At 66.1% G+C, this 16,306-nt stretch carries 16 protein-coding genes; 8 read left to right on the forward strand and 8 right to left on the reverse strand.

From position 1 onward, the window contains the following. The first annotated feature begins 35 nt into the window (after window positions 1–35). Genes IAQ70_RS11695 through IAQ70_RS11720 form a run of 6 tightly spaced genes read left to right on the forward strand, consistent with a single transcriptional unit; the run spans window position 36 to window position 7,014 of the window. Entirely contained in the window at window positions 36–1,085 is a 1,050-nt protein-coding gene (locus IAQ70_RS11695) for an aliphatic sulfonate ABC transporter substrate-binding protein (protein ID WP_190989493.1), read from the forward strand. Then, window positions 1,085–1,987 (forward strand): ABC transporter permease, encoded by a 903-nt coding sequence (locus tag IAQ70_RS11700; protein WP_190989494.1) that lies wholly within the window; start codon window positions 1,085–1,087, stop codon window positions 1,985–1,987. The genes IAQ70_RS11695 and IAQ70_RS11700 overlap by 1 nt, the downstream gene beginning before the upstream one ends. Next, window positions 1,963–3,969, forward strand: a complete 2,007-nt coding sequence (gene acs, locus IAQ70_RS11705; protein WP_407682580.1) for an acetate--CoA ligase — start codon at window positions 1,963–1,965, stop codon at window positions 3,967–3,969. The genes IAQ70_RS11700 and acs overlap by 25 nt, the downstream gene beginning before the upstream one ends. Next, the gene (gene sfnG, locus IAQ70_RS11710) at window positions 3,966–5,162 is read left to right on the forward strand and encodes a dimethylsulfone monooxygenase SfnG (RefSeq protein ID WP_190989495.1); all 1,197 of its coding nucleotides are present in this window, start codon (window positions 3,966–3,968) and stop codon (window positions 5,160–5,162) included. Before acs ends, sfnG begins: the two co-directional genes overlap by 4 nt. Then, complete coding sequence (locus tag IAQ70_RS11715; RefSeq protein ID WP_190989496.1) at window positions 5,162–6,523, forward strand: O-acetylhomoserine aminocarboxypropyltransferase/cysteine synthase family protein; 1,362 nt, start codon at window positions 5,162–5,164, stop codon at window positions 6,521–6,523. The genes sfnG and IAQ70_RS11715 overlap by 1 nt, the downstream gene beginning before the upstream one ends. Beyond that, the gene (locus IAQ70_RS11720; protein ID WP_190989497.1) at window positions 6,520–7,014 is read left to right on the forward strand and encodes a CoA-binding protein; all 495 of its coding nucleotides are present in this window, start codon (window positions 6,520–6,522) and stop codon (window positions 7,012–7,014) included. The genes IAQ70_RS11715 and IAQ70_RS11720 overlap by 4 nt, the downstream gene beginning before the upstream one ends. Before the next feature lie 65 nt (window positions 7,015–7,079). On the opposite strand, the gene IAQ70_RS11725 is transcribed toward IAQ70_RS11720, so the two are convergent. The 4 genes from IAQ70_RS11725 to IAQ70_RS11740 all read right to left on the reverse strand — a co-directional run bounded on the left by IAQ70_RS11725 (window position 7,080) and on the right by IAQ70_RS11740 (window position 10,712). After that, window positions 7,080–7,964: a hypothetical protein gene (locus IAQ70_RS11725; RefSeq protein ID WP_190989498.1), complete on the reverse strand. Its 885-nt coding sequence runs from the start codon at window positions 7,962–7,964 to the stop codon at window positions 7,080–7,082. Continuing rightward, entirely contained in the window at window positions 7,961–8,512 is a 552-nt protein-coding gene (locus IAQ70_RS11730) for an RNA polymerase sigma factor (RefSeq protein ID WP_190989499.1), read from the reverse strand. The genes IAQ70_RS11725 and IAQ70_RS11730 overlap by 4 nt, the downstream gene beginning before the upstream one ends. Before the next feature lie 211 nt (window positions 8,513–8,723). Next, a complete protein-coding gene (locus IAQ70_RS11735; protein WP_190989500.1) occupies window positions 8,724–9,065 on the reverse strand; it encodes a YegP family protein in 342 nt (113 codons plus the stop codon). Window positions 9,066–9,422: 357 nt separating this feature from the next. Next, window positions 9,423–10,712, reverse strand: a complete 1,290-nt coding sequence (locus tag IAQ70_RS11740; RefSeq protein ID WP_190989501.1) for an adenylosuccinate synthase — start codon at window positions 10,710–10,712, stop codon at window positions 9,423–9,425. Between the two features lie 410 nt (window positions 10,713–11,122). Between IAQ70_RS11740 and IAQ70_RS11745 the strand changes: the two genes are divergently transcribed. After that, on the forward strand, window positions 11,123–11,758 hold the full coding sequence (locus IAQ70_RS11745; RefSeq protein WP_190989502.1) for a uracil-DNA glycosylase family protein: 636 nt from the start codon (window positions 11,123–11,125) through the stop codon (window positions 11,756–11,758). A gap of 191 nt (window positions 11,759–11,949) precedes the next feature. Here IAQ70_RS11745 and IAQ70_RS11750 read toward each other — a convergent pair whose 3' ends face one another. The 3 genes from IAQ70_RS11750 to IAQ70_RS11760 all read right to left on the reverse strand — a co-directional run bounded on the left by IAQ70_RS11750 (window position 11,950) and on the right by IAQ70_RS11760 (window position 14,310). Continuing rightward, the gene (locus IAQ70_RS11750) at window positions 11,950–12,372 is read right to left on the reverse strand and encodes a DUF3151 domain-containing protein (RefSeq protein ID WP_190989503.1); all 423 of its coding nucleotides are present in this window, start codon (window positions 12,370–12,372) and stop codon (window positions 11,950–11,952) included. A 2-nt stretch (window positions 12,373–12,374) separates the two neighbouring features. Continuing rightward, the gene (gene fbaA, locus IAQ70_RS11755; RefSeq protein WP_164202582.1) at window positions 12,375–13,394 is read right to left on the reverse strand and encodes a class II fructose-bisphosphate aldolase; all 1,020 of its coding nucleotides are present in this window, start codon (window positions 13,392–13,394) and stop codon (window positions 12,375–12,377) included. A gap of 217 nt (window positions 13,395–13,611) precedes the next feature. Further along, window positions 13,612–14,310, reverse strand: coding sequence for a TrmH family RNA methyltransferase (locus tag IAQ70_RS11760; protein WP_407682581.1), 699 nt, complete (start codon window positions 14,308–14,310; stop codon window positions 13,612–13,614). Window positions 14,311–14,362: 52 nt separating this feature from the next. Here IAQ70_RS11760 and IAQ70_RS11765 point away from each other — a divergent pair, with 52 nt between their 5' ends. Then, on the forward strand, window positions 14,363–15,193 hold the full coding sequence (locus tag IAQ70_RS11765) for an HAD-IIA family hydrolase (RefSeq protein WP_317983643.1): 831 nt from the start codon (window positions 14,363–14,365) through the stop codon (window positions 15,191–15,193). Here IAQ70_RS11765 and IAQ70_RS11770 read toward each other — a convergent pair. Continuing rightward, entirely contained in the window at window positions 15,190–16,239 is a 1,050-nt protein-coding gene (locus IAQ70_RS11770) for an alpha/beta fold hydrolase (protein ID WP_190989505.1), read from the reverse strand. The genes IAQ70_RS11765 and IAQ70_RS11770 overlap by 4 nt on opposite strands. Window positions 16,240–16,306: the final 67 nt, after the last annotated feature.

The raw sequence follows: 16,306 nt of genomic DNA on the forward strand, positions 1-16,306 counted from the left end.
TCCGTTACTCCGCAGCACCAGCGCAAAGGAAAACAATGCAGCACGCACGCCCCCTCACCCGCCGTTCCCTCCTCGGGGCAGCAGCCGTAGTAGCCGTCTCGGCCATGGCGCTGACCGGCTGCGTTGCAGGTGAGGGCTCCTCCGGCCAGGCGGCGGCCACCGGCAGCACCTCGGGCGGGACGCTGAACATCGACTTCGCCACGTACAACCCGCTCAGCCTGGTCATCAAGGACCAGGGCTGGCTGGAAGCGTCCCTCAAGGATCGGGGAGTGACCGTCAACTGGATCCAGTCGGCGGGTTCGAACAAGGCCAATGAGGCACTGCGGTCAGGCGCCATCGACGTCGGGTCAACCGCAGGTTCCGCAGCCCTCCTGGCCCGTTCGAACGGTTCGCCGATCCGCACCATCAGCATCTATTCCCAGCCGGAATGGGCGGCCATGGTTGCCCCCGCCGGATCGGGCATCACGTCCGTGGCCGACCTCAAGGGCAAGTCCGTGGCTGCCACCAAGGGCACCGATCCCTACTTCTTCCTCCTGCAGGCCCTCGAACAGGCCGGCCTCAAGCCCGGCGACGTGACCGTCCAGAACCTGCAGCACGCCGATGGCCGCACCGCACTGGAGAACGGCTCGGTCCAGGCGTGGTCCGGCCTCGACCCGATCATGGCCGGCGCCGAACAGAAGGGCGCGAAGCTCTTTTACCGGAACCTGGACTTCAACACCTACGGCTTCCTCAACGCCACGGAGTCCTTCCTCAAGGACAAACCCGAACTGGCCCAGGCCGTGGTGAACGCCTACGAAAAGGCCCGCGCCTGGGCCGCCGCCAACCCCGACCAGACGGCCCGGATCCTGGCGGATGTCGCCGGGCTGGACCTGGCCGTGGCCAAGACCGTGGTGCTGGAACGCAGCAACCTGGACGTAGACGCCGCGCCCGGTGAGGCGCAGCGCAAAGTACTGGAGAAGATCGGCCCCACCTTCGTGGAAACCGGCGACGTCAAGACCCAAAAGCAGATCGACGACGCCGTGGCCTCCCTTCTCGACGACTCGCTGGTGAAGAAGGCTGATCCGTCAGCCATCAAGGGTTCCTGATGAGCAATCCGGGAAATCCCTTCCTCACCGGCAACAGTGTTGCGGATGAGCGCGCTGCAGCCGCTACCGCAGCAACGGCAGACGCTGCCCGGACGGGCGCCCTTCCGGCACCCGCTCCGGCAACGGGATGGTCTCCCGCCGGAGTCCGTTCACGGAACTGGGCGCGTCTGCCCCTTGGCCTGATCATCCCGGCAATCCTGCTGGCGGCCTGGCAGGCGGCCTCCGCCACCGGCCTGTTCAGTGTGGTCCAGCTTCCTCCCCCGGCAATGGTGCTGGGCGCGGCGGGCGAACTGCTGGGCCGGGGCGAACTGGGCACCCACATCGCCATTTCCACGCAGCGGGTGGTGATCGGGTTCCTGATCGGCGCCGCGCTGGGCCTGATCCTGGGCGCCACCGTGGGCCTCTCGAAGATTGCCGACGCCCTGCTCGCGCCGACCATCGGCGCCCTGCGCGCGGTCCCCTCGCTGGCCTGGGTGCCGCTGCTGATCCTCTGGCTGAAGATCGGTGAGGATTCCAAGGTCACGCTGATCATCATCGGCGCCTTCTTCCCGGTGTTCACCACCGTTTCCCTGGCCCTGCGGCACGTGGACCGCAACCTCGTGGAAGCCGCCCGCGCCTTCGGGCTCAAGGGGGTCCGGCTGCTGACCACCGTGCAGCTGCCCGCCGTGGTTCCCGCCGTATTTTCCGGGCTGCGCCTGGCGCTGGCGCAGGCGTGGCTGTTCCTGGTGGCGGCGGAACTGATTGCCTCCTCCATGGGGCTTGGCTTCCTGCTGATCGACTCACAAAACAACGGCCGCACCGACAGGCTTTTCCTCGCCATCGTGCTGCTGGCCGTGATCGGAAAACTGACCGACGCCCTCCTGGGCCTGGCAGAGAAATGGGCGGTAAAACGATGGGCCTGAGCACCGCGGAAACCAAGCAAGCCACGCACCCCGGCACCGAGGCCGAGCGCATCGTGTTCTGGGAGGACGCCGCCCGGCGCCTCGAGTGGGCCGAACCCTGGCACACAGCCCACACCTTTGAGAAGGCACAGCGGCTGAGCGGCCCGGCCGTTCCCGCCGAGGACGCGGAGTACTCCGTGCCGCGCATCGAATGGTTTGCCGGCGGCCGCCTGAACGTGGCTTACAACTGCGTGGACCGCCACGTGGAGGCCGGCCGGGGCGACAAGGTGGCCCTCTACTTCGAGGGCGAGCCGGGCGACCGCCGCGCCATCACCTACGCCGAACTCCAGCGGGAAGTGTCCAAGGCCGCCAACGCCCTCCTGGACCTCGGCATCACCAAAGGCGACCGCGTGGTCATCTACCTGCCGGTCATCCCCGAAACCATCATCATCACCCTCGCCGTGGCGCGGATCGGCGCAATCCACTCCCTGGTGTTCGGCGGCTTCTCCGCCGAGGCGCTGAAGTTCCGCGTCGAGGACACCCAGGCCAAGCTGCTGGTCACCACCGACGGCCAGTTCCGCCGCGGCTTCGCCGTTCCCGTCAAGGACAACGCCGACGCCGCCGTCAGCGGGGACAACGCGATCGAGCACGTCCTGGTGGTCAACCGCACCACCCCGGCGGACGAACTCGCTGCCGTCCCCATGACTGAAGGCCGCGACGTGTGGTGGCACGACGCCGTCGGAAGCGCCCCGGACGTCCACGAGCCCGAGGCGTTCGACGCCGAGACGCCCCTGTTCATCATGTACACCTCCGGGACCACCGGGAAGCCCAAGGGCCTGGTCCACACGTCCGGCGGCTACCTCACCCAGGCGTCCTGGAGCTACGAGCACCTCTTCAGCAACCCGGATCCGGCCCTGCGCGACGCGGATGTGCACTGGTGCACGGCGGACCTGGCCTGGGTCACCGCGCACACCTACGAGATCTACGGACCGCTGTCCAACGGCGTCACCCAGGTGATTTTCGAAGGCACCCCGAACACCCCGCACCCGGGCCGGCACTTCGAAATCATCGAACGCTACGGCGTCACGCAGTACTACACGGCCCCCACCCTGGTCCGCTCCCTGATGGGCTGGTTCCCGGACGGCGTGCCGGACACCTACAACCTCTCCTCCATCCGCATGCTGGGGACCGTGGGCGAAGCCGTCAATCCGGAGGCGTGGCGCTGGCTGCGGCACAACGTCGGCGCTGGCACGGCCCCCGTGGTGGACACGTGGTGGCAGTCCGAGACCGGGGCCACCATCCTCTCCCCCGCCCCCACGGACACCGACTTCAAGCCGGGGTGCGCGGCCCGCCCGCTGCCCGGGGTCAGTACCAGGATCGTGGACGACGCCGGCAAGACAGTTCCGCCGGGCGTCCAGGGATTCATTGTGGTTGACGCCTTCGGGCCGTCCATCGCGCGGACCGTCTGGGGCAACCCCCAGCGCTACCTGGACTCATACTGGCGGCAGTACGCCGAGCAGGGCTGGTTCCTGGCCGGCGACGGCGCCAAGTACGACGCCGACGGCGACATCTGGATCCTGGGCCGCGTGGACGACACGCTCAATGTGTCGGGCCACCTGCTGTCCACCATCGAGATCGAGTCCGCGCTGGTGTCCCACCCGGACGTGGTGGAGGCCGGCGTGTGTCCGGTGGCTGACGCCAAGACGGGGCACGCGATCGTCGCGTTTGTTGTCCTTAAGTCTTCGACGGTGACGACCGGTTCCACCGCCGAGGAGCTTCGCAACCACGTCGCGAAGGCGATCGGCCCGATCGCCAAGCCGCGCGACGTCGTCGTGGTTCCCGATGTCCCCAAAACCCGCAGCGGCAAGATCATGCGCCGGCTGCTGACCCAGCTCTTTGAGGGGACCGCCCTGGGCGACACCACCTCACTCCAGAACGAGCCGGCGATAGCCGGAATCCAGGACGTCCTGCGCGAGCGGACCCTAGCAAAGGAAAATTCATGAATGACATCAGCAACGTTGCCCGTCTTTCCGAGCCGCTGAAGTTCGCTTACTGGGTGCCGAACGTTTCCGGTGGCCTGGTGGTTTCCACCATCGAACAGCGGACCAGCTGGGACTTTGCCTACAACAAGAAGCTGGCCCGGATCGCCGAGAACTCCGGCTTCGAGTACGCCCTGACGCAGACCCGCTACGCCGCCTCCTACGGCGCGGACAAGCAGCACGAGGCAACCTCGTTCAGCCTCGCCCTCCTGGCAGCCACCGAGCGGCTGAAGGTCATCTCCGCCGTCCACCCGGGTATGTGGCACCCCGGCGTGCTGGCCAAATTCATCATCACCGCGGACCACATCTCCAACGGCCGCGCCGCCGTCAATATCGTCTCCGGCTGGCTCAAGAACGAGTTCACCAACTTCGGCCTGGAGTGGCTGGAGCACGACGAACGCTACGTCCGCACCGAGGAGTTCATCAGGGTCCTGCGCGGGCTGTGGACCGAGCAGGAATACAGCCAGTCCGGCAAGTACTACAACATCACCGATTTCACCCTGAACCCGGCCCCCGTTGACGTTCCCGGCCGCGCGCACCCGGAGATCTTCTTCGGCGGCAACTCCACCGCGGCCCAGGCCACGGCCGGCCGGGTTGCTGACTGGTACTTCTCCAACGGCAAGGACCTGGAAGGCTTCAAGGAGAACATCGCAGGTGTGGTGGGCGCTGCCGGCGAAACCCGCCGCGGCACTGACGGCGCCCTCCCCGCCCCCAGGTTCGGCCTGAACGGCTTCGTCATCGCCCGTGATTCCGAGAAGGAAGCCCGCGACACCCTCCGCGAGATCGTGGCGAAGGCACACAAGCCGGCAGTCCAGGGCTTCCGGGACGCCGTGCAGGAAGCCGGGGCGTCCACCAAGGACGGCAAGGGCATGTGGGCCGACTCCAGCTTCGAGGACCTGGTCCAGTACAACGACGGCTTCAAAACCCAGCTGATCGGCACCCCGGAGCAGATCGCCGAACGGATCGTCGAATACAAGAAGATCGGCGTGAACCTGTTCCTCACCGGCTACCTGCACTTCCAGGAGGAAGTGGCGGCGTTCGGCCAGGACATCCTGCCGATCGTCCGCGAACTCGAAGCCGACCTCGCCCGCAAGAACGGCACGGAACTCGACTTCTCCGGCATTCCGGCCGTTGTCTCTGAAAAGGTGGCCGTCTAATGTCTGACCGCAAATTTGGCTTCCGCACCCGCGCCCTTCACGCCGGCGGCACCCCCGACGCCGAGCACGGCGCCCGCGCGGTGCCCATCTACCAGACCACGTCCTTCGTGTTCAAGGACACCCAGGACGCTGCCAACCTGTTCGCACTGCAGAAGTACGGCAACATCTACTCGCGCATCGGCAACCCCACCGTGGCCGCGTTCGAAGAGCGCATCGCCTCACTGGAGGGCGGCATCGGAGCGGTGGCAACATCGTCCGGCATGGCTGCGGAGTTCATCACGTTCGCCGCGCTGACCCAGGCCGGTGACCACATCGTGGCCGCCTCCCAGCTGTACGGCGGCACCGTCACCCAGCTGGATGTGACGCTGCGCCGCTTCGGCGTGGACACCACGTTCGTCCCCGGCACCGACCCCGCGGACTACGCCGCGGCGGTCCAGGAAAACACCAAGGCGATCTTCGTCGAGGTGGTGGCCAACCCGTCGTCGGAAGTCCAGGACCTTGAGGGGCTGGCAAAGGTGGCGCACGACGCCGGCATCCCCCTTGTCGTCGACGCCACCTTGAGCACGCCGTACCTCGTGCGGCCCATCGAGCACGGCGCCGACATTGTGATCCACTCCGCCACCAAGTTCCTCGGCGGGCACGGCACCACCCTGGGCGGCGTGATCGTCGAAAGCGGCCGGTTCAACTGGGGCAACGGCAAGTTCCCCACCATGACCGAGCCTGTGGCCTCCTACGGCAACGTCTCCTGGTGGGGCAACTTCGGCGAGTACGGGTTCCTGACCAAGCTGCGCTGCGAGCAGCTGCGCGACATCGGGCCGGCGCTCTCCCCGCTGTCCGCGTTCCAGCTGCTGCAGGGCGTGGAAACCCTGCCGCAGCGGCTGGACGAGCACCTGAAGAACGCCCAGGCCGTGGCCGAATGGCTCGAAGCCGATCCGCGGGTGGCCTACGTGAACTTCTCCGGGCTCCCCTCGCACCCGCACTTCGAGCGGGCACAGAAGTACCTGCCGCTGGGCCCCGGCTCGGTGTTCTCCTTCGGCGTGAAGGGCGGCCGCGCGGCGGGGCAGAAGTTCATCGAATCCCTGCAGCTCGCCTCACACCTGGCCAACGTGGGCGACTCCCGCACCCTGGTCATCCACCCGGGTTCCACCACCCACCAGCAGCTCAGCCCGGAACAGCTCCAGTCCGCCGGGGTTCCCGAGGACCTGGTGCGAATCTCGGTGGGCCTGGAGGACATTGACGATATCCTGTGGGACCTGGACCAGGCGTTGACCGAGGCCTCGGCAGCCGGGGCTTCAGGTGACGCAACCACTGAAGGCTTCACCCTCGAAGCCGATTCCTGCACGATCGGAGCCCGCGCATGAGCATCGAAACCCGTACCTGGGAAGGCCCTTCCGCACCGGAGCGCCTGAACCTGCTGCGCTCAGCCAAGTCGATTGCGATTGTGGGCGCCTCGGACAAGCCGTCGCGCGCCAGCTATTTTGTGGCCACTTATCTGCAGTCGTCCACACGGTACAACGTGTACTTCGTGAATCCCGTGGTCAAGGAGATCCTGGGCCAGCCCACGTACGCCTCGCTCGCCGATCTGCCCGAAAATCCGGACATCGTGGACGTCTTCCGCAAGCACGATGACCTCCCCGGTGTCCTGGGCGAAGCCATTGCGGCCGGCGCCAAGACTCTCTGGCTGCAGCTGGGTTCCTGGCATGAAGCCGTGGCCGCAGACGCCGAGGCCGCCGGGCTCAACGTGGTGATGGACCGCTGCGTGAAGATCGAACACGCCCGGTTCCATGGCGGCCTGCACCTGGCCGGCTTCGACACCGGCGTGATCTCCTCCCGCCGGCAACTCCTGTCCTGACGGGAGTGCCTGGATTTTTCCAGAGCACTGATTTCCCGGGGCAGTATCTTCCGGAGCGCCGCTGACTAGCGGTTGAACTTCTTCAGCCAGATGGAACCGGGGCCGGCATCGCTGGCCCCGGTTTTTTCTTTCGCTGCCGGGTCCAGGATGGCTGAGGCCAGATTCCCGACGACGGCGGGTGCTTCGGTCACGAGCTTCCCGGTCTTTTCGAGCATGCCTGCAGGGGCACCGGCCGCGCCACGTGGGGGAGCTTCCGGAGCGGTCTTGTCCTGCGGGATCCCAGGACCGGTGGCGCCTGCCGCGTTCCGTGACGCGCCGCCGTCGGCCGCTGAGCTACCGGCACCTGGGTTACCTGCACCTGGGTCACCTGCACCCCGGTCCGCCGAATCCCGGTTGTTGCTCCGCCCGACAGCACCGTGCTCAGGGCGTCCGGGCGCATCGGATTCAGACGCTGACGATTCCTGCCCGGCAGGGCTGCGTCCCGCAGGTTCCGCATCCGTACTTTCCTGAGCGGCAGGCGCCGACGCGTCCTCGGCGGCAGGCCCCGCCGCGGATACCCCGGGCAGGTCGCTTCCGGCACTGCCGGCGGGAGGAGTCCCCGCGATGGTCCAGGAAGGAACCCAGTCCTGCAACATCTGCTGGATGGAAGGGCTGGCATGCAGTTTCGGGCCGGAGGCCGTGGCTGCCACACCTGAGACCCCAAGCCCCATCCCTGCGATGACGGCAAGGCCCACTTCAGCAGTCCGGTGCCTGCGCCGCCGCCGATGGCGGCCAAGCTGGGCGGTCTGCGCTGAGAGGAGAGCTGCCAGCTCAGGGCGGGGCTCAGGGACCGGCAGGGACGCGAAGGCGCCCAGGGAGAGCAGGGCTGCGCGAAGGGCCGCGTCGGTTTCGCCGGCGTCGAGCAGCATTTCGTCCACGGTGCTCAGCAGGGGGCTGGTGTTGGAGGTCATGGTGCCACATACTCCTTCACCGCGGACTGCTCCCGCAGCCGGATCAAAGCGCGCCGCTGCAGTTGCTTCACGGCACCGCTGCTTTTTCCCATGACCTCCGCGGACTGCTCGATGGTCAGGCCGGCTATCAGGCGCAGGGTGAGGACCTCGCGCTGCTCGTCCGGGAGGACGCTGAGGAGGTCCTGTAACTCCAGCGGGGAGATGCGCTCCATGACTTCATCTTCGGCTGATGACCCTTCGCGCCCGTCCAGGTCGGGTTCGAACGGAAGCTCAACGGGCGCGCGGCGCCGGCGCCGGTGGTCGTCCACGATCCGGGCGTGGGCCACCGAGAAGACAAAGGTCCGTAGCCCGGCCACGCCACCGGTGACCGCCTCCAGCCGCGGCAGGACGGCGAGGAACACTTCCTGCATAGCAGCCTCCGGATCTTCTACCCCGCGGGCTGTGAGGTAGCCCAGGACCTGTGCCGCGTAGGCTCGGTACACAATGCTGAAGAGCTCCGGTTCCCGGGCGCGCGCGCGCAAAACATCGTCTGTCAGCGCATCGGTCACGGACGTAGGGGCCTTCGTTGGGGGGAGGTGTTCCCGCTAACTGTACCCTTCGGTAACCACGCTGCCGTGGAGCAATGCGAGCACCTGTGAGGAACAAAAGAGCCAGTCTGAAACCTGATGGGGGACAAGTTTCAGACCGGCGCTTCATAGGGGTAATCGTTCCGGGCCTGCCAAGGGTTACGCGCTGTCACAAAAAACTTTGAAAAGCTCCTTATACGCTGCTGCGCACCGCATTGAAGTGGGCAAAAGCGCGGACCCGGCTGACCGGCACCTGCTGTATGTCACATGCAGACTCGGCCCCCGCGGAAGGTGCCGTCACGGACCGGGCCGGAACGGGCACGGAGGCGGCGGCGCGCTGGCCACGATGGGCGGCGGCGGAAAGATCGGTAACCAGCCCGGTTCCGGCGCATTCACGGACAGCGGCGATTGCTGCGGCGACTGCGTGCTTGTCCTCGAAAGCCCCGGAGACGGCCATTACGGTGCCGTCGGGTGCTTTGAGCCTGAACCTGAAGAGCGAATCGGAGTCGAGGAAAACTTCAAATATCCCAGCCATAACAAGAATCCTTCCGGTCGGCGGGGGCCCATCCTGGTGGCGTCATTGTCACCTGGCAGGCCCGGGCACGCGTCTTTGCGCCATCATTCCGCGGGTGTGGTCGAACGATCTGTTGATCCGTTCACCTTATGTTAAAAGTCTCGCGGGCGCCCATGCAGCCTCACAAGACCGGCGGCGTTAACCTTGCGTAAATTGCGTCCATCCACTCCGGGCGGCGGCGGCCAACCCGGACAAAACAGCGGGTCAGCGGCCAAAACAACGGCCCGTCCGGGCAGAAAACGGCGGCGGACCACCCAAAGGGTGACCCGCCGCCGTCGGACGTCCCCACCCGCTTCCTAGCCGGCGTGGGCCCACATGTCAGTCGTTGATGAGGTCGTGGACCACGATTGTCTGGTCGCGGTCCGGGCCGACGCCGATCGCCGAGAAGCGGGTGCCGGAGAGCTTTTCGAGGGCCAGCACGTAGTTCCGGGCATTCTCCGGGAGGTCCTCCAGGGTGCGGGCGCCGGTGATGTCCTCGGTCCAGCCGTCGAAGTATTCGAAGATGGGCACAGCGTGGTGGAACTCGGTCTGCGTCATGGGCATTTCGTCGTGGCGGACGCCGTCCACGTCGTAGGCGACGCAGACCGGGATCTGCTCAATACCCGTGAGGACGTCCAGCTTGGTGACGAAGTAGTCGGTGAAGCCGTTGACGCGGGAAGCGTGGCGGGCCAACACGGCGTCGTACCAGCCGCAGCGGCGCGGCCGTCCGGTGTTCACGCCGAACTCGCCGCCGGTCTTCTGCAGGTACAGGCCCATCTCATCGAAGAGTTCGGTGGGGAACGGGCCGGCGCCAACGCGGGTGGTGTAGGCCTTGATGATGCCGATGGAGCGCGAGATGCGGGTGGGGCCGATCCCCGAGCCAACGGACGCGCCGCCGGCCGTCGGGTTGGAGGAGGTGACGAAGGGGTAGGTGCCGTGGTCCACGTCCAGGAATGTTGCCTGGCCGCCTTCCATCAGTACCACCTTGCCCTCGTCCAGGGCGTTGTTGAGGACCAGTGTGCTGTCGATGACCAGCGGGCGCAGGCGGTCGGCGAAGGAGAGGAAGTAGCTGACGATCTCTTCCACCACAACGCTGCGGCGGTTATAGACCTTGACCAGGAGTTCGTTCTTCTGGCGCAGGGAGCCTTCCACCTTCTGGCGGAGGATGGACTCGTCGAAAACGTCCTGGACCCGGATGCCCAGGCGGGCCACCTTGTCCATGTAGGCCGGGCCGATGCCACGGCCGGTGGTACCGATGGCACGGCTGCCGAGGAAGCGCTCCGTCACCTTGTCAAGCACCTGATGGTAGGGCGCAACCAGGTGGGCGTTGGCGGAAACGCGGAGCTTGGACGTGTCCGCGCCCCGGGCCTCCAGTCCGTCAATTTCCTGGAAGAGGGCCTCGAGGTTCACCACGCAGCCGTTGCCGATGATCGGAACCGCGTTGGGGCTCAGGATGCCGGCCGGAAGGAGCTTAAGCTCATACTTCTCACCGCCTACGACGACGGTGTGCCCCGCGTTGTTGCCGCCGTTCGGCTTGACGACATAATCAACGCGGCCGCCCAGAAGATCGGTCGCCTTGCCTTTTCCTTCGTCGCCCCACTGGGCTCCTACGATCACGATTGCTGGCATGGGATCCTCCCCCATTCTTTCGGGCCAGGCCGCGATGGCTCAGCGCCGTACATGAGAATGCCCCGAATCTTCAGGTGCTGTCCGCCAGGAGGCGACGCTAACGCAAGAGTTCCGGGGCCCTTACCACCCAAGTTTAGCCGATCACCGACGTTGTCCGCCCAGAAGCCCCGCAGGCTAGGAATCCGGCGGGATCACGGAGCATCCTGGCCGGTTCAGACCCTGCCGGCCGGCCTCCACGAAAAGTTATTGGAGGACCACCGGCGTTTCGTTTCGCTGGGCTTGATAGACTGATGTAGATCGACTAGGAATCGGTCCACACCACATTTCAAACCATCCCGGATTTTCCGCGCCCTACTGCGCCCATTTCCGGGGTGGCGCAGCACCGAGCCCCGCAGGAGACTTTGCACTATATGACAGCCCTGGCCCCCGAATCTTTCCGTGAACAGCTCATGAGCCGCCGTTACGAGCCCAACGTCGCCGTCGTCAACGAGCTGTGCGATTCCCTGCAGAGCGTCAAGCCCCACACTGAAGTTCCCTACGTCGACCCCATGCACGACGTTGACGAGTGCCGCATCATCAGCCTCTACTCCAACATCGGTGGTGCGGACCCGTCCGGGTTCATCACCGCGGGCGACGATGACGCCGCTACCCGGATGCTCGGAATCCAGTGGAAGCTGGGCCTGCGCCCGGAGTTCGTGATGCCGTGGAACGTCCACCCGTGGCACACCCCCGGCGAGGTCAACGGTAAGTTCACCCCGGACCAGATCTCCTCCGGCCTCAAGCCGCTGCTTAAGTTCCTGGCGCTGGTCCCCCGCGCCTCGGTGATCGTGGCACACGGCACCGAAGCCAACCGCCTCGCCAACCTGCTGCTGAAGACCGAGGTGCCCATGATCTGGCGCCGCGGCCTCAAGACCTACAAAGTCCGTTCCCTCAGCGGCCGCGCGTTCGCCGGAACCCCCGCCCGCCAGGAGCAGTACCTCGAGGACATGCGCGTCGCCTACACTGACGCCATGGCCCGCACCGGCCTGGCGAAGGCTGCCAGCTGACATTCGCCACCGCTTAACCCCGTACGACGGCGGGCGGTCACCTTTCTTCTGAAGGTGACCGCCCGCCGTCGTTCCCCACCCGCTCCGTCGCCTCGCAAGGCCACACCGGCTCCCTGCCCTCGCAAGCTCGGGCCGGGGCTCACCGGCGCGGATCCACGGCCAGGGAACCCTGCGGGCGTGGGACCATGCAGTTATTTGCCTTCGATGGCTGCCTTCGCGGCCGGGTCGGAGTCGTTCAGGAACTTCTCGATGCGCTCGGGCTCCTCGGCCTCACCGATGGCCGCGGACGCACGGCCCAGCGAGTACAGCGCCCGCAGGAACCCGCGGTTGGGCTCGTGCTCCCAGGGGATGGGGCCCACGCCGCGCCAGCCGTTGCGGCGCAGCGAGTCCAGGCCGCGGTGGTAGCCCACGCGGGAGTAGGCGTAGGAGTCGATGGTGCGGCCCTCGGCCCAGGCCTCCTCCGCCAGGACGGCCCACAACAGCGACGAGGTGGGGTGCTTCTCCACCAGGTCCAGGGCTTCCTGGCCGGCTTCCAACTGCTGATAGACGTCCGTCTCGGCAGGCAGGAGCGTCGGCTCCGGGCCCATCAGGTTCTTGCGGAACTCGTCGGACATGTTTAGAACGTCTTTCCGGCGGAACCGAGCTGCTTCGTTGCCTCGACGACTCGGGCGGAGAGGCCGGCTTCGGCGGAGGCGCCCCAGACGCGCGGGTCGTAAAGCTTCTTGTTGCCCACTTCGCCGTCGACCTTCAGCACACCGTCGTAGTTACGGAACATGTGGTCCACCACCGGACGCGTGTAAGCGTACTGGGTGTCGGTGTCGATGTTCATCTTGATAACACCGTACGAGACGGCGTCGGCGATCTCCTGGTCCGAGGAGCCCGAACCGCCGTGGAACACCAGATCAAACGGGCTGTCCTTGCCCAGCTTCGCGCCCACCTGGGCCTGGATGTCCTTGAGGATCTCCGGGCGCAGCTTCACACCGCCGGGCTTGTACACGCCGTGCACGTTGCCGAAGGTCAGGGCCGTGATGTAGCGGCCGTTCTCGCCGGCGCCGAGGGCTTCGATGGTGGCCAGGGCGTCCTCGACCGTGGTGTACAGCTTGTCGTTGATGGCGTTTTCCACCCCGTCCTCCTCGCCGCCCACGATGCCGATCTCCACTTCGAGGATCATCTTCGCGGCCGCGGTGCGCTCCAGCAGTTCCCGCGCGGTGCTCAGGTTCTCGTTCAGCGGCTCGTGCGACCCGTCCCACATGTGCGAGTTGAAGATGGGGTTGCGGCCGGCCTTGACCTCGGCTTCGGACGCTGCGAGGAGCGGCAGGACAAAGCCGTCCAGCTTGTCCTTGGGGCAGTGGTCCGTGTGCAGGGCGATGTTGACGCCGTAGTTCTTTGCCACTTCGCGGGCGAACGCGGCGAAACCAAGCGAACCGGCCACCATGTCCTTGGTAGCTGCGCCGGACCAGTAGGCGGCGCCGCCGGTGGACACCTGGACAATGCCATCGGACTCAGCCTCGGCGAAGCCGCGCAGTGCGGCGTTCAGCGTCTGCGAGGACGTGACGTTGACGGCCGGGAACGCATAGCCACCGGCCTTGGCACGGTCAATCATCTCGGAGTAGATCTCTGGGGTTGCAATGGGCATGCTGACTCCTATGCTGAGTTTTCGTCTATGGGTTCTGACCCTGGAGTAGACCTCTTACGGCTAGCCACCATCCTAGCCATTTCTCTGCAGAGGGCAGTGTTTCGGGTCACGCGGGCCGGTAACACTAACGTCTGCGGCCTCGCCGGGATGGCACTTCGCGGCAATGTTGCGGGCCGGGACTGCCGCGAAATGTCATCTCGCCGAGGGGGAGGACACGCTAGGACACCGTCTGGTTGAACACGTGCCGGCGGATCCAGGCGTGCATGGCGATCGCGGCAGCCGAGGCCGCGTTGATCGACCGGGTCGAACCGAACTGCTCGATGGACAGGGTGGCCAGTGCGGCGTCGTGGACTTCCGGCGTCAGCCCCGGGCCCTCCTGGCCGAACACCAGCACGCAGTCCTTGGGCAGCTCGTAGGTCTCCAACGGCACGGAGTCGGGGAAAATGTCGATGCCGATGATGGCCAGCCCCTCCCCCTGCGCCCATGCCACGAAATCCTCAACGGTGGGGTGGTGGCGGACATGCTGGTAACGGTCGGTGACCATGGCCCCGCGCCGGTTCCACCGGCGTCGTCCGATGATGTGGACTTCCTTGGCGAGGAACGCGTTGGCGGTGCGCACCACGGTCCCGATATTCATATCGTGCTGCCAGTTTTCGATGGCGATGTGGAAGTTGTGCCGCTTGGAATCGAGGTCCGCCACGATCGCGTCGTGCTTCCAGTACCGGTACTGGTCCACTACGTTGCGCCGGTCCCCGTCCGCCAGCAGTTCAGGGTCCCAATGCTCACCCTCGGGCAGCTCACCTTCCCAGGGTCCGACGCCAACCTCCGCCCTGGGTTCCAGTTCCACCGGCTCCTCTGCTGACTGTGTGGTCCCGAATGGTTGGGCTTCGGTTGGGTTCCCGGGCGTTTGATTCACCCCTCAACACTAGACTGGACCACTGGAGCATTCATCACCGGTGGAGGTAGACGTGGCAGAAGCAGACCAGGTAGTGGGAAACCCGGCGGTTTACCGCAGCGGCCAGGAGATCGAATGCTGGCTGACGGACATGGACGGCGTCCTGGTCCACGAAAACCAGGCAGTCCCCGGCGCCGCGGAGCTGATCCAGCGCTGGGTGGACACGTCCAGGCGCTTCCTGGTGCTGACCAACAACTCCATCTTCACGCCGCGCGACCTGGCGGCCCGGCTCCGTGCCTCCGGTCTCGAGATTCCCGAGGAGAACATCTGGACGTCCGCCCTGGCCACCGCCCAGTTCCTCAAGGACCAGGTGCGTGGTTCCGGTTCGGGGAACCGTGCCTACACGATCGGGGAGGCAGGGCTGACGACGGCGCTGCATGAGGCAGGCTTCATCCTCACCGACCAGGACCCGGACTTCGTGGTGCTCGGCGAAACCCGCACGTACTCCTTCGAAGCGATCACCATGGCCATCCGCCTGATCCTGGCCGGGGCCCGCTTTATTGCCACCAACCCTGACGCCACCGGCCCGTCCAAGGACGGACCCATGCCCGCCACCGGTGCCATCGCCGCCCTGATCACCAAGGCCACCGGGCGGGAACCGTACATCGTTGGCAAGCCGAATCCCATGATGTTCCGTTCCGCGATGAACCAGATCGATGCCCACTCCGAAACCACCGCGATGATCGGGGACCGGATGGACACCGACATCATTGCCGGCATGGAGGCAGGGCTGCACACGGTGCTGGTGCTCACCGGCATTACCCAGCGCGGGGATATTGCCGCCTACCCGTTCCGGCCCAACCAGGTGCTGAATTCCGTGGCGGACCTGAAGAACCAGATCTAGAAGACGCTAACTTTCGAGCCGCCGCGGGGCAGCGGGAAGAACTGGTCCATCAACTTGTCCACGATGGGCCGGTAGACCAGCGGACTCCAGCCCGGGCTCGCGTGCGCCGGCAGGGCACCCTCGGTCTGCAGGTCCATGGACACCATGTGGGGCGCGAATGCGGCCGCCCACGCGTTCCTGGCCGTCTGGTAGCTGACCGTGCGGTCCTTGGTGTTACCGATATACGCCATTCGCGCGCTGCCGAGCTGGTCCACGAAGCGGTTTCCGTCAAAGTGGTAGATGTACGCCGACTCGGACTGAATCAGCTCACTGGAGGGCGCGATCGGGGACAACTGCTCCATGCTCTGGTCAAAGATCTGCCGCCAGGTCCGCTCGTCCTTGTGGATGACGCGCTCCCCCAGTTCGTAGCTGCCCCTCAGCACCGAGGGCACCCGGAAGCCGCGCTCATAAAGGAACACAACGCCGTCGAACCAGCTCTCGTCCAGCACATCGCTCCGGCTGAAGGGAGTGGAGTCCAGCAGGATGAACTCCACCTCCACGCCGTGGAGTTCCCGAAGCCGCGCGGCCACCTGGGTGGCCACCATGCCGCCGAAGCTGTGTCCGTAGAAGTAGAGCTTGGTGAGCTTCCTGGCGCGGACGTGTTCAATGACCGCAATCACCACCTGGTCGATATCCAGCCCCAGGTTGGAATAGCCGACGGCGGCGAGCTGGCCCCGCTTGTTCAGCGACCCCCGCAGGGCGTTCAGGATCCACTGCGCCTCTTCCCAGCTGGTCTTGAAACCCGGGAACAGGAACCAGCTGGCATTCGGATAGTAGGCGTCGGCGAAGTCGTCAGGGACCTGCAGGATTCTGTTGACCCGCCGCTCCGCCTGGACCCGGCGGGTGAAGAGCATGTCCGCCGCGAGCACAGTTGAGGCGCCCGCTCCTGCCAGGAACCCGCGGCGCGAAAACCTCTTGAGGGCAGCGGCATCGGTAAGCAGCCGGGCTTGTTGAGATCCTCGCTGCTCCGGCTGTTCCAGCGGTTCTGCTTCCTCCCTGTACGGCACACCTCTACCGTAGCCACAGGAGAAGCCGCCCCCGCAACCCGGTTTCTCCCGCGCCGGGCGGGGGGAA

The sequence above is a fragment of the Pseudarthrobacter sulfonivorans genome, from assembly GCF_014712225.1.
In the GTDB taxonomy this organism is placed as follows: domain Bacteria; phylum Actinomycetota; class Actinomycetes; order Actinomycetales; family Micrococcaceae; genus Arthrobacter; species Arthrobacter sulfonivorans.

Coding starts and splice junctions, on each gene's coding strand:
- IAQ70_RS11725 (WP_190989498.1), bottom strand. CDS start 7,964: ATGACCTCCAACACCAGCCCCCTGCTGAGCACCGTGGACGAAATGCTG.
- IAQ70_RS11745 (WP_190989502.1), top strand. CDS start 11,123: ATGACAGCCCTGGCCCCCGAATCTTTCCGTGAACAGCTCATGAGCCGC.
- IAQ70_RS11750 (WP_190989503.1), bottom strand. CDS start 12,372: ATGTCCGACGAGTTCCGCAAGAACCTGATGGGCCCGGAGCCGACGCTC.
- IAQ70_RS11740 (WP_190989501.1), bottom strand. CDS start 10,712: ATGCCAGCAATCGTGATCGTAGGAGCCCAGTGGGGCGACGAAGGAAAA.
- IAQ70_RS11735 (WP_190989500.1), bottom strand. CDS start 9,065: ATGGCTGGGATATTTGAAGTTTTCCTCGACTCCGATTCGCTCTTCAGG.
- IAQ70_RS11700 (WP_190989494.1), top strand. CDS start 1,085: ATGAGCAATCCGGGAAATCCCTTCCTCACCGGCAACAGTGTTGCGGAT.
- IAQ70_RS11720 (WP_190989497.1), top strand. CDS start 6,520: ATGAGCATCGAAACCCGTACCTGGGAAGGCCCTTCCGCACCGGAGCGC.
- fbaA (WP_164202582.1), bottom strand. CDS start 13,394: ATGCCCATTGCAACCCCAGAGATCTACTCCGAGATGATTGACCGTGCC.
- IAQ70_RS11695 (WP_190989493.1), top strand. CDS start 36: ATGCAGCACGCACGCCCCCTCACCCGCCGTTCCCTCCTCGGGGCAGCA.
- IAQ70_RS11715 (WP_190989496.1), top strand. CDS start 5,162: ATGTCTGACCGCAAATTTGGCTTCCGCACCCGCGCCCTTCACGCCGGC.
- acs (WP_407682580.1), top strand. CDS start 1,963: ATGGGCGGTAAAACGATGGGCCTGAGCACCGCGGAAACCAAGCAAGCC.
- sfnG (WP_190989495.1), top strand. CDS start 3,966: ATGAATGACATCAGCAACGTTGCCCGTCTTTCCGAGCCGCTGAAGTTC.